The organism is Aliarcobacter vitoriensis, assembly GCF_048320235.1.
Classification (GTDB): Bacteria; Campylobacterota; Campylobacteria; order Campylobacterales; family Arcobacteraceae; genus Aliarcobacter; species Aliarcobacter vitoriensis.
The window spans coordinates 619841-633208 of the sequence record NZ_CP182882.1 but is presented as its reverse complement, the minus strand read 5'-3'; the positions used below and the strand labels follow the sequence as shown (position 1 = coordinate 633208).

At 27.5% G+C, this 13368-nt stretch carries 8 protein-coding genes and 1 CRISPR repeat array (1 of these 9 running past the window's edge); of the genes, 7 read left to right on the top strand and 1 reads right to left on the bottom strand.

The window, feature by feature from the left end; translation table 11 throughout:
- The first annotated feature begins 42 nt into the window (after nucleotides 1–42).
- The 3 genes from aspS (at nucleotide 43) to ACNSOS_RS03110 (ending at nucleotide 6319) form a co-directional block, all read left to right on the top strand.
- Nucleotides 43–1794 carry an aspartate--tRNA ligase gene (gene aspS / locus ACNSOS_RS03120; protein ID WP_418185913.1) on the top strand — a complete coding sequence of 584 codons (1752 nt, stop codon included), beginning with the start codon at nucleotides 43–45 and terminating at the stop codon, nucleotides 1792–1794.
- 46 nt (nucleotides 1795–1840) lie between these two features.
- Complete coding sequence (locus tag ACNSOS_RS03115) at nucleotides 1841–3616, top strand: YgiQ family radical SAM protein (protein WP_418185912.1); 1776 nt, start codon at nucleotides 1841–1843, stop codon at nucleotides 3614–3616.
- A 135-nt stretch (nucleotides 3617–3751) separates the two neighbouring features.
- Nucleotides 3752–6319, top strand: a complete 2568-nt coding sequence (locus tag ACNSOS_RS03110) for a chemotaxis protein CheW (protein WP_418185911.1) — start codon at nucleotides 3752–3754, stop codon at nucleotides 6317–6319.
- A 38-nt stretch (nucleotides 6320–6357) separates the two neighbouring features.
- On the opposite strand, the gene ACNSOS_RS03105 is transcribed toward ACNSOS_RS03110, so the two are convergent.
- Nucleotides 6358–6984, bottom strand: coding sequence for an adenylate kinase (locus tag ACNSOS_RS03105; RefSeq protein ID WP_113910196.1), 627 nt, complete (start codon nucleotides 6982–6984; stop codon nucleotides 6358–6360).
- A gap of 132 nt (nucleotides 6985–7116) precedes the next feature.
- On the opposite strand from ACNSOS_RS03105, the gene ACNSOS_RS03100 reads away from it, so the two are divergent.
- From ACNSOS_RS03100 to ACNSOS_RS03085, 4 genes are all read left to right on the top strand, one after another.
- Complete coding sequence (locus tag ACNSOS_RS03100) at nucleotides 7117–7686, top strand: adenylate kinase (RefSeq protein ID WP_418185910.1); 570 nt, start codon at nucleotides 7117–7119, stop codon at nucleotides 7684–7686.
- Between the two features lie 197 nt (nucleotides 7687–7883).
- Complete coding sequence (locus ACNSOS_RS03095) at nucleotides 7884–8090, top strand: hypothetical protein (RefSeq protein ID WP_418185909.1); 207 nt, start codon at nucleotides 7884–7886, stop codon at nucleotides 8088–8090.
- Nucleotides 8091–8142: 52 nt separating this feature from the next.
- Nucleotides 8143–10263: a TonB-dependent siderophore receptor gene (locus ACNSOS_RS03090; protein WP_418185908.1), complete on the top strand. Its 2121-nt coding sequence runs from the start codon at nucleotides 8143–8145 to the stop codon at nucleotides 10261–10263.
- Between the two features lie 35 nt (nucleotides 10264–10298).
- Nucleotides 10299–11882 (top strand): PepSY-associated TM helix domain-containing protein, encoded by a 1584-nt coding sequence (locus ACNSOS_RS03085; RefSeq protein WP_418185907.1) that lies wholly within the window; start codon nucleotides 10299–10301, stop codon nucleotides 11880–11882.
- Nucleotides 11883–12077: 195 nt separating this feature from the next.
- A CRISPR array of direct repeats spans nucleotides 12078–13368; the repeat unit is 30 nt; unit sequence ATTTCAATACATTATATGTTTTAGTTCAAG; it runs 1618 nt beyond the window's last position.

Here is a 13368-nt window from a genome sequence, read left to right as displayed (position 1 = left end):
TTTAGATAAAATCGCGGATTATTTAGAAAAATGGAGTTTAATTTGAGAACACATTATAATACAAGTGTAAGAGAAAATTTAATAGGACAAAAAGTAACAGTTGCTGGTTGGGTAAATAGCAGACGTGACCACGGTGGAATTATTTTTATAGATTTAAGAGATAAAAGTGGTTTAGTTCAACTTGTTGCAGATCCACAAGATTGTAAAGAGGCTTTAGCTGTTGCAGAAACTGTAAGAGATGAGTATGTTTTAATTGCAACAGGAACTGTAAGAGCAAGAGGTGAGGGATTAGAAAATCCAAATTTAGAAACTGGAAAAATAGAGATTATTTTAGAAAATCTTGTTATTGAAAATAGATCTAAAGCTATGCCTTTTGATATAAATGATGAGAAAGTAAATGATGAGATAAAACTAAGAAATAGATTTTTAGAATTAAGAAGTAAAAAATCATTTGATATTTTCCAACTAAGAAGTAAAGCAACTATTCAAGCTAGAAATACACTTGATGAGTTAGGGTTTTTAGATGTTGAAACTCCAATTTTGACAAAATCAACTCCAGAAGGTGCAAGAGATTATTTAGTTCCATCAAGAGTTCACGCTGGAGAGTTTTATGCACTTCCCCAGTCACCACAACTATTCAAACAACTTTTAATGGTTGCAGGATTTGATAGATACTTCCAAATTGCAAAATGTTTTAGAGATGAAGATTTAAGAGCAGATAGACAACCAGAGTTTACGCAAATAGATGTTGAAATGAGTTTTTGTAATCAAGAAGATGTTATAGGTGTTGCTGAAAAATTAATTTATGATGTATTCACAAAATGTGGAAAAGATATTCCAAAAACTTTTAAGAGAATGAAATACTCTGAAGCTATGGAAAGTTATGGTTCAGATAAACCTGATTTAAGATTTGATATGCCTTTAATTGATGTTATTGATATATTTGAAAAATCTTCAAATGAAATTTTTAGCGAAATTGCAAAAGATAAAAAAGCAAATAGAATAAAAGCTTTAAGATGTCCAAATGGAGATAATATTTTCTCAAAAAGACAGATGAAAGGTTTTGAAGATTATGTAAGAAAATTTGGTGCAAAAGGTCTTGGATACTTCCAAATGAAAGAAGATGGACTTAAAGGACCACTTACAAAATTCTTTACAGAAGCTGATTTAGAAGAGATAGTAAAAGTTACACAACTTGAAGTTGGAGATGTAGTATTCTTTGGAGCTGGGGACAAAAAAACTGTTTGGGACTATATGGGAAGATTTAGACTATTTTTAGCTGATGAGATGAATATTGTTCCAAAAGATAAATATGAGTTTTTATGGGTTGTAGATTTCCCTATGTTTGAAGTTGAAGATGGAAGAACAAAAGCACTTCATCATCCATTTACAATGCCAAAAGATTTAAATAAAGAAGATTTAGAAGAGATTGAATCAATCGCTTACGATATTGTATTAAATGGAACAGAACTTGGTGGTGGAAGCATAAGAATCCATAAAGAGGAAATTCAATCAAAAGTATTTGAACTTATGGGAATAAGCCAAGAAGAAGCAAAAGAAAAATTTGGATTCTTACTTGATGCTTTACAATATGGAGCTCCAAGTCATGGTGGATTTGCTTTAGGACTTGATAGAATGATTATGTTACTTGCTGGGACAGATTCTATTAGAGATGTTATAGCATTCCCTAAAACTCAAAAAGCTCAATGTTTACTAACACAAGCACCTTCAAGTGTTGATGAAACTCAATTAAAAGATTTACACATTCGTGTAAGAAAAAGTGTAGATAGCTAATTTTAGCTTTCTACTTTCAATATAAAAACCTATAATACACAAAAATATGCTAAATAAAAACATAAACAATTTTTCACAAAATAAATTTTTACCTACAACAAAAGAAGAGATGAAACAACGAGGTTGGGAAGAACTTGATGTTGTTTTAATAACAGGTGATGCTTATATAGATTCACCTTTTATGGGAATTGCTGTTGTTGGAAGAATTTTAGAAGATATTGGACTTCGTGTAGGTATTATTGGACAACCTGATGTTAATAGTGATATAGATATAAAACGACTTGGTGAACCAAAACTTTTTTGGGGAGTTAGTGGTGGAAGTATAGATTCTATGGTTTCAAACTATACTGCAAGTAAAAAATTTAGAAATGATGATGATTATACTCCAGGTGGAAAAAACAATAAAAGACCAGATCGTGCAACTTTAGTTTATACAAATCTTATAAGAAGATATTTTAAAAATACAGTTCCAATAGTTTTAGGTGGAATAGAAGCAAGTTTAAGAAGACTTACTCATTATGATTATTGGTCAAACACTCTTAGAAAACCAATTCTATTTGATTCAAAAGCTGATTATATGGTTTATGGTATGGCTGAACAAGCTATTATTGATTTAGGAACATATTTAAAAGAAGGAAAAGATGTACGAACAATAGCAGGGCTTTGTTATATCTCAAAAGAGCCAAAAGATGACTATCTTCAAATACCTTCACATAAAGAATGTTTAGCAAATAAAGAAAAATACATAGACCTTTTTAGAACTTTTTATGATAATAATGACCCTATTTATTCAAAAGGACTTTGTCAAGAAGTTGATGGAAGATATTTGATACAAAATCCACCAAGCAGGCATATGGAAGAAGAGGAAATGGATAAAATAGCATCTTATCCATATCAAAGAGATGCTCATCCATATCATGCAAAAGATGGAAAAGTAAAATGTTTAGAGACTATTAAATTTTCAATTATGACTCATCATGGCTGTTGGGGAGAGTGTAATTTTTGTGCCATTGCAGCTCATCAAGGTCGAACTATACGAACACGAAGTGAACAAAATATTTTAGCAGAAGCAAAACACTTTACAACTATGAAAGATTTTAAAGGAATAATCTCTGATGTTGGTGGACCAACTGCAAATATGTATGGATATGAGTGTAAAAAGAAGATAAATTTAGGAACTTGTGTTGATAATAAAAGATGTGTAGATGCTCATAGACTTTGTCGAACTATGAAAGTTGATCATAGTAGAAATATTCAGCTTTTAAAAGATATTAGAAAAGTTCCAGGAGTTAAAAAAGCCTTTGTTGCTTCAGGTGTTCGATATGATTTGATAACTGCTGATAAAAACCATGGAAAAGAGTATTTAAAGCAGATGATAGACCATCATATCTCAGGGCAGATGAAAGTTGCTCCTGAACATACAAATGATGATGTTTTACATCACATGGGAAAACCAGGAAAACAAACACTTATTGATTTTAAAAAAATGTATGATGATTTGAATAAAGAATCGGGTAAAAAACAGTTTTTAACTTATTATTTAATTGCAGCTCATCCTGGATGTGAAGAAAAACATATGCATGAATTAAAACAATTTACAACTCATGAACTTAAAATGAATCCAGAACAAGCACAAATATTTACTCCAACTCCAGGAACTTATTCTGCTGTTATGTATTATACTGAACTTGATCCATTTACAAAAAAGAAAATCTTTGTAGAAAAAGACCCAAGAAGAAAAGAGAGACAAAAAGAGATTGTTATTGAAAAAAAGAGTTTTTGTAACTCAAAACAGAAGTTTACTCAAGGAATGCAAGGTTAAAAACTATATAAAAGTTTTTTTCTGATAAAATTTCCAGATTTTTTAAATCATACATAAAATAGGAGAATAAAAAATTATTTTTTATTGAACATAGAAGTTCAACACAACTCAAAATAGCCCTAATAGGAGATTGTTATGCAAGAGGAAACAATAAATTATAAGGGTATAAACATAAAAAATGAGTTATATCCAATTATAAAATATGTTGAAGATGTAGATAAATACAAAGATGAATTAGGAACTTTGAACTCATCTTGGGATATTCTATCACTTCTAGGACAACTTGGCGATATTAATATAGATATAGGAAAAACAAAAGATAATTTTCTAAATCTTACTTCAACACTACTAAATCATTTAACTATCCAACAAATTAAAAAAGTTACTCAAGAGATGAATTTTAAATCTCAAGTATCTATAGATATTCTTATTAGAAATCTTTTTGAAAGAAGAGCTGATATTGGATTTTTGGCAACGGATGATGATATTAGGCTTTTTTTAGAGAATTTTGTATCAAAATATGCTGAAAATAGTTTGGTTTTAAAACAAAATATTAAAAAAAGATTTAAAGAGTATGTTTCTAAATATTCTGTATATTTTGATATTGTTTTATTAGATACAAATGGACGAGTACTTGTACGAATGAATGAGGATATTGATGTAGAAAAAGTTGATATATCTTTTATTCACAAGGTTTTAAATACAAGTGAAGATTATGTTGAAAGTTATCAATATCATGATTTTATTCCAAAATATAAACAATCTTTAGTATATTCATATAAGGTTACAAAATCAAATAGTAATGAAATCTTAGGAGTTTTATCTCTTTGTTTTAAATTTAAAGATGAGATGAAAGTAATTTTTAATAATTTAGTAAATCCAAAAAATAAAGAGTGTCTAACTATACTTGATGAAAATGGTTATGTAATAGCAAGTAGTGACAAAGCTCATATAAATTTAGATGTAAAGTTACAAATAATTTTAAATGAAAAGTATAAAATTATATCATTCGCTGGACGAGATTATATAGCAAAAAGCTCACAAACAACTGGATATCAAGGATTCTTTGGTCCAAAATGGTATTCTCATATTATGATACCACTTGAATATGCTTTTTTAAGTGAAAAACATGAAGGTTTAGCTATTGATGAGCAAATTGTAAATTCAATGATTAAAAATGAACAGCATTTTTCTAAAGAGCTAAAAGATGTATTTGAAAATAGTAAAAAAATTCAAGATAATTTAACAAGGGTTATTTGGAATGGGAATATTATTCAAAGTAAATTTAATTCAACAAATAGAACATTTTCAAGAGCTTTATTAAATGAAATTGGACTTACTGGAAATAAAGCTAGTTCATCTTTAGATAATCTAAACCAAACAATAATCTCTTCAATATTAAAAGATTGTGAGTTTTTATCTTCACTTGCGATTGATATTATGGATAGAAATCTGTATGAAAGAGCAAATGATTGTAGATGGTGGGCTTTAAACTCATATTTTAAAGAAGCTTTAGAAGACAATTTGGCAATAAACCAAAAAGAAGAAAATTTGGGTTCTATTTTAAAATATATCAATAGTTTATATACTGTCTATACAAATTTGATACTTTTTGATAAAGAAGGAAAAGTAATTGCTATATCAAATGATAAATATAGTTCTATCATTGGAAAAACTTTAACACAAGATTTAGTAGAAAAAACTATATATTTAGATAATACTTCAAAATATTATGTTTCAAAATTTGAAAAAACTACTCTTTATGATAATAATTCAACATATATTTATAGTAGTGCAATTTTCTCTTTAAAAGATGAAAAAAGATTTATTGGAGGAATCGCTACTATTTTTGATTCAACATCACAGTTTTATACAATGCTTGATGAAGTTTTACCAAAGGATAACAATGGAGTAAAACAAAAAGGAGTTTATGCCTTTTTTACTGATAAAAATAGACAAATTATAGCTACAACTAGTACAAATTTTGAAGTAAATTCATATTTAGATATAGATGAGAAATTTTTCAAACTAAACAATGGACAAAGTTTAAGTCGTATCATAGAATTTCGTGGAAACTACTATGCAGTTGGAGTTAAATGTTCAAGTGGATATAGAGAGTACAAAAATGATGTTTTATCTTTTATTTTTATCTTAATTGGAAAAGTTGAAGTTGATACTATTTTAACTCAAGCTAAAACAAAATTTATAACTTCTCAAAAAAAGGAGTTTACAGGAAATACAACAGAGTTAGCAACTTTTTATTTAGGTAAAAAACTACTTGCAGTAAATTCACAAAATGTAGTAGAATCTATAGGGATAGAAGAGCTTCAAGAATCAATAGAAATGGATAATACAAATCCTTTTAAAGGTATGGTTTTACATAAAAATAGACTAATATCTGTTTTAGATATAAGAGAATTTATCAATGAAGATATAAGTGATGAAACACTTTCAAATATTATCTTAGTTGAGTATGATAAAGACAATGTAGAACATTGTATAGGGCTTTTAGTAAGTTCACTTGAAACTATTTGTACAGTGGAAGAAAAGTCAATTCAACATATACAAAATCATTTTTTAGGAAGTGGAACTTTAATAGAGAGTTTAGTTGAGATAAAAGATACAGAGGATGTAAAAGAATCAAAAGTCGCTATGCTTTTGGATATTAAAAAACTAGATGAAAATTTTACGCAAAGAGTTTAAAATAAAAAGTAACCATATTGTGGTTACTTTTTAAAGATTTAAGAAAGTGAGTTTATCATATCTTTTGTAACTTCTGAAACATCTTTTGTTCCATCAAGTTCTATAAATATTCCTTTAGCTTTGTAAAAGTCGATTAAAGGAGCAGTTTGAGTATGATATGCTTCTAGTCTTTTTGTAACAGTTTCTTCTGTATCATCTGCTCTTTGTTCAAGGTCTTCTTCTTTTTCATCTACTGGTGGATTGAATTTAATATGATATATTTTACCAGTTACTTTTGATGTTCTTCTTCCTGTGATTCTTTCAACTATATTTGAATCTGGAACATTTAAAGATATTACTTTATCAAGTGATATTTTCATATTGTTCATTAACTCGTCTAAAGCTTCTGCTTGAGCTAAAGTTCTTGGAAAACCATCAAGAATAAATCCATTTTTACAGTCAGATTCTATAAGTCTATCTTTGATAATACCAATGATCGTTGAATCAGGTACTAATTTTCCTTCATCCATAAATTTTTTTGCTTCCATTCCCATAGCAGTTTTATCTGTAATTGCTGCTCTTAAAATATCTCCAGTTGAGATTTGAGGAATATTGTATTTTTCAATCAAGAACTTTGCTTGAGTTCCTTTTCCAGCTCCTGGTGCTCCAAATAGCATTAAATTCATATTTTATCCTTAAAAATTTTTAGCACATTGTATATAAAAAGCATTTAATAGTAGATAAGTTTTTTAAGTTACACTTTTGTTTTAAATGATTTTTGATACAATGAATGCTTTAAAATGGGAAAGGTTGTATATATGAAAAAACTATTTTTAATAATCGGAGCTCCAGGAAGTGGAAAAACAACAGATGCAGAACTTATTTCACAAAAACACAAAAATATTACTCATTATAGTACAGGAGATATGTTAAGAGCTGAGGTTGCAAAAAAGAGTGAAATTGGAAAAGAGATAGAAAAATATATAAATAACGGTCTGATAGTTCCAATACAAATAGCTATAAAAACAATATTAAATGCCATAAAAAATGCACCAACAAATACGATAATAATAGATGGTTATCCTAGAAGTTTGGAACAAATGAGTGAGCTTGATAAGTATTTAGTAAATGAAAGTGAAGTTGAACTTGTAAATTGCATAGAAGTTGTTGTGAGCCAAGAGGTTGCACGAGATAGAGTTCTAGGACGAGCAAGAGGAGATGATGATAAAGTTGAGGTATTTAACAACCGAATGAAAGTTTATACTGAACCATTAGCACAAATTCAAGCATTTTATGAAGAAAAAGGTTTATTAAAAAAAATAGATGGTGAAAGAACTATTGAAGAGATTGTAAATGAAATGGATAATTTTATACAATCTAAAATATAATAAAAAAGGTAGAAAATCTATCTTTTTTTATTTTAACTTATTTTAAATTTTAAACTTTTTTTCACTCTTTTTGTTACAAAAAGTAACTCCAACTTACAAATTTCAAAATTCTTTTGTAAAAATTGTCCATTTTTTTCATTTAAATCGTCTTACTATATAGAGAAACAAATTCTCAAAATTAATACAAAGGATTTAAGATGAAAAACAAAGTTTTCATGTCAGTTGTAACATCTTTGATGTTAAGTGGAACAATGTTAAATGCAAAAGAGATAAGTTTGCAAGAAGCAGTAGAGAATATAGTAAAGAAATATAATGTAACATATATTTCAAAAGCTAATAACCTTAAAGATAAAAGTATAGATTCAGAAAAGTTAGGTTTCGGGGGGGGGTACGGTATTAAGTAATCTAAATAGCGTATTAGAAGAACATAATCTCAAAGCTATACAAGAAAATGATGTGATATATATAATAGAAAACCCAAAATATCAAAACTTTGGTAATACTATGGTTTTAGATGAAATATCTGTTTCTGGGAATTCATATAGAAATGGAAGTGCAGAATCAGGCTACCTTGTAGAAGAAACATCTGGAATCGGTATTTGGAATGAAAGAAAACTACAAGATACTCCATACTCAATGAGTATAATCTCAAAAGACCTAATCGAAAATACTGTTGCAGCAGATATGAATCAAATATATAAAATGAATCCAGTAACTCAAGAAAGAGGGAGATTTTATCAATCAGGAATAGATACTGCAAATGTAACTATGAGAGGATTTGAATCAAGTTTTCCTATTATAAATGGAATTCCAAGTGCATATATATATTCTACTACTCCAATAATGTCTGATATTGAAAGAGTTGAAATTATAAGCGGAGCAACTGGGTTTTTATATGGAGGTGGAAGAGTTGGAGGAGCAGTAAATTATATAACTAAAAAACCAACACTTGAAACTCAAGCAAATATAAGTATTGGAAACTATGGTGGAAGTCAAAACTTTGTTCAAGCAGATTTAAGTGGACAAATTGATGACAAAAATACTTTTGGATATAGAGCAAATTTATTTGTATTAGATGGTAAATCAGCTTCAAAAGTTGATACTGAACAACAAGCAGGAAGCTTGATGTTTGATTGGAAGCCAACTGATAACTTCTATACAGATATAAAATATACAAGAAACGAAAGGAATACTAATGGTGGGTACACTACTATTAATACTATTAATGACCGTTCTGTTATAAAGAAAAATAAAAGCTATAATCCTGATTTAGTAGAAGAAAAATATAAATCAAATAAGTTTGAAAATAACATTAAATGGAATATAAATGATACTTTTACTTTAAGAACAAATTTTATGTATGAAAATGTACTTTCATATGTAAATAATATTATTATGAATGTTCAAGATGGAAAGCTAAAAGCCTATGATATGGCTACTTACTCTGGTACAAGTCATTGGAGATATGGATATAGAGAAACAGATAACTATGGAGCAAATATCTTTTTAGATTCAAATTTTGATACATTTGATATAAATCATACTTTAACTTTTGGAACTTCATTTAATTCATACAAATTTTCTATAAGTGATGATGATTGGATTGGTTATGGATTAAATAAAGATGTTGCCTTAAATGATTTTAAGAATGTAACAATGAATGATTTTAATCAACTTCCTTGGGGAACAGGAACTATTGGAACAACTTCAAGAAAAGCTTGGGAAAAAAAACAATACAAAAATATATTAATAGGTGATGATATTGTATTTAATGAACAATGGAGTGCATTAATAGGAGTAAATTATGCAACAGTTATAAATAAAAGTTACTCTGATAATAAAAAGAATGATAAATCAAAACTTACTCCTACTTTATCTCTTATTTATAAACCTTTTGAAAACTTAACTACTTATACAACTTATATTGAGAGTTTAGAAGCTGGAGAAACTGTTGGAAGCATATACAAAAATGAAGGAGATTTTTTAGATCCCTATAAAAGTAAACAGTATGAAATTGGAGCAAAATATAGTTTATTTGATGAAAAAGCCTTATTAACAGCATCATTGTTTAGAATAGAAAAAGCAAATAGTTATATTGATAATACAACAACACCAAAACCAACTTTAACACAAGATGGAGAGCAAATACATCAAGGTTTTGAATTGGGAATTACTGGAAAACTAACTGATAATCTAACACTTATTGCTGGTGGAACTTTGATGGATTTAAGTGTAGAAAAACATAGTAATAAATCCATTGAAGGAAATAAAGCAACAAATACAGCTACAAAAATGGCAAAAATTTATGCAGAATATAAAATCCCATTTATTAAAGGTTTAGCGATAAATGGTGGAGCATATTATACTGGTAAAAAATATGCTGATGATACAAATACAGATATTATGCCAAGTTATACAGCTTATGATGTAGGTCTTAGATATAAAACAAAACTAGGAAATTATCCTACAAGTTTTAATTTAAATGTACAAAATCTAACAGATAAAGTTTATTGGACACATAGTGCAATGTTGGGAGAACCTAGGGCGGTTGCATTTTCTATGAAAATGGAGTTTTAATAAAGGAACTTATAAGTTCCTTTATTAGTTAAAATATGAATACAGAACAATTATGTAAACATGAAGATGAAAAACTCTTAAAACAAAGATTGCAAAGAGTACATATAATAACGGGAATAACTTTTTCTTTACTTATGTATATATCAGTTTTTTTTGGAATTTTTGCAATACTTCTTCCTTATATTCAAGCTTGGGAGAAACCTTCAAGACATTTTAAAACAGTAGATAGTACAAATATTGATTATGGAAAAATGATAGATAAAGTTTTAGCTGAACCAGATTATCCACTTATTAATGGAGTTCATATATCGCTTCCAGGATATTGGCATGATCCTGCTCTTAGAATATTTGCAGAATTTACAAAAGAGAGGGTTTTTAATCCAAATACAAATCAAGAAGTTTTTAATGAAGATAAACAATCTGAACTTTCTTGGTTTTTAAATACAATGCACTATGGTAAGCCTTTTAAAGATTTTGGACTTTATACTTTTGGATTTATGGCAGTTGGAGTGATGTTTTTGGTTATAGGTGGAGTTTACTTAATAATAAAAATAAAATATAGTAATAATGCAAAAACTCCTACAAGTAAATTTTCAAAGTATCATAGAAAAATTTTTATTTGGACTTTTACTCCTTTGATTATTATAATTTTAACTGGTGCTTTGTTTAATATAGGATATAGTGGTTCCGTTCCTATGACATTTTTATCTTCAAAAGGTGAAACTACAAATATTTATAAATTAACAGATCCTATTTTATTTCCTAACAAATTGGAATATAAAGAAAATGGTAAAATTTCTTTAATGTTTCCAATAAATGAATTATTAAAAAAAGCAAAAGATATTGCACCACAAATTGATTTTCAAAGAATTCATATTATGAATTGGAATACTGAAAATGGTATTGCTAAATTTGAGGGTTATAATCCTTATATGCCATTTTTAAATGGTATTACTAATAAACCAAGTGTAACTTTAAGTGGTTTAGATGGAAGTCTGATAGATAAACAAGATGTTTTAGATAGACATTGGAGTAGTATATTTTTTGATGGTATCTTATTTTTACATTTTTTAGTAGGAGTTGATACATTTACAAGATTAGTTGTTTTATCTTTGATGATCTTGACTACTTTAGCCATAGGATTTGGGAATCTTCTTTATTTAGAAAAAAAAGCTAGAAAGTTTGGAGATAATATTCCAGTATATCAAGGATTTGGAAAACTCTCACTAGCAGTTATGATAGGAGTTATTCCAGCAACTGGACTTTTGTTTGTCTTACAATGGATACTTCCTTTTGATATGGAAAATAGATTTTTAATTCAAAAAGGTTTATTTGCTGTTTGTTGGGTAGCAACTTTAACTTGGAGTTTTTATAGAATAAATTCATATCAAGCTAGTAAAGAATTTTTATATCTTGGTGGAGTATTGTTTGCTTTAAGTCCAATAATACATTTTATATTTAGTGGATTTAGTCCAATAAGACTTTGGAATGAAGAAATATATACAGTTTTAGCTGTTGATATAGGACTTTTTATCTTTGGATTGATTTTACTTTATGTGGCTAAGAAGTTACCAACTGATAGGCAAAAGATACAAGAATTTTGGAGTAAAAGATTGTGATATTAGGAAGATTTAAAACTTCCTAATATCTTTAAGCATGGGTTTCAAAGTATTTATTTAATTTTGAGATTAAAATTTCGACAAAAAAATATACTTTCCTTTTATACTTTGGAACTCATACTTAAGGGCATATTTATTTTTTAAATTCTTTTAGTTCAAGATGAGTTTAACACAAAAAAATATTCGAGCAATTTTATTTCAATACATTATATGTTTTAGTTCAAGTTAATCGAAATTCCTACGATAAAGTGATTTTAGAAGTTTCAATACATTATATGTTTTAGTTCAAGCTTCTCATAAAACAAATTGTATGCAAAGTTCCAATTAGTTTCAATACATTATATGTTTTAGTTCAAGATATCTTAATACACTTTTAGAAATAGCCTTGCTTCTGTTTCAATACATTATATGTTTTAGTTCAAGAGAAGTTTTTCATTCATGCAAAAAGTCTATTTTTGGTTTCAATACATTATATGTTTTAGTTCAAGTTTTTAAATCCCATAGTTTTAAAAATCCTTTAGGTAAATTTCAATACATTATATGTTTTAGTTCAAGAAAGATTTTTTAATAAAACAGTTAATAGATTTTTAGAATTTCAATACATTATATGTTTTAGTTCAAGATAGAATAAATAGCATTTTTGAATATGCAAAAAGTTATTTCAATACATTATATGTTTTAGTTCAAGTAAAGGATATTCTGAAGAGGATAAAAATAGCATGATTTCAATACATTATATGTTTTAGTTCAAGCCATCTCATTAGTTAAAGCTGTTAAAATCCCCGATTTCAATACATTATATGTTTTAGTTCAAGCTTGCTTTAGAAAAATTACAAATTCTAATTAAAAAATTTCAATACATTATATGTTTTAGTTCAAGAATTCTAACTCGCATCATGCCAAGGTGGATGACATTTCAATACATTATATGTTTTAGTTCAAGTGTTGATGGAATAGGTAAAAAATGTTTTATTGAAGCACATTTCAATACATTATATGTTTTAGTTCAAGAAAAAAATAGTAAATACAGATACAGAAAAACTTAATTTCAATACATTATATGTTTTAGTTCAAGAAAGTGCTTATTGTGAAGCTACTTGCAGTGTAACAAAATTTCAATACATTATATGTTTTAGTTCAAGCATTTGATGTTATTGAAATGGGAGATTTAAATGAATTTCAATACATTATATGTTTTAGTTCAAGAATCTAAGAAATGAAAATATAGTTTTTATAGTAAAATTTCAATACATTATATGTTTTAGTTCAAGTAGTAGGTTGTTGAGAAGAGATTGATTGCTGAACTATTTCAATACATTATATGTTTTAGTTCAAGTTTTTAGCTTTTGTAGGGTTCAAAACAGTTTCAGTATTTCAATACATTATATGTTTTAGTTCAAGAGTTGCAAATAAAAAGTATCACGGATTATTTATTGAAAATTTCAATACATTATATGTTTTAGTTCAAGCCAATCTTTTGAAAAGC

Coding starts and splice junctions, on each gene's coding strand:
- ACNSOS_RS03115 (WP_418185912.1), top strand. CDS start 1,841: ATGCTAAATAAAAACATAAACAATTTTTCACAAAATAAATTTTTACCT.
- ACNSOS_RS03110 (WP_418185911.1), top strand. CDS start 3,752: ATGCAAGAGGAAACAATAAATTATAAGGGTATAAACATAAAAAATGAG.
- ACNSOS_RS03105 (WP_113910196.1), bottom strand. CDS start 6,984: ATGAATTTAATGCTATTTGGAGCACCAGGAGCTGGAAAAGGAACTCAA.
- ACNSOS_RS03100 (WP_418185910.1), top strand. CDS start 7,117: ATGAAAAAACTATTTTTAATAATCGGAGCTCCAGGAAGTGGAAAAACA.
- ACNSOS_RS03095 (WP_418185909.1), top strand. CDS start 7,884: ATGAAAAACAAAGTTTTCATGTCAGTTGTAACATCTTTGATGTTAAGT.
- ACNSOS_RS03085 (WP_418185907.1), top strand. CDS start 10,299: ATGAATACAGAACAATTATGTAAACATGAAGATGAAAAACTCTTAAAA.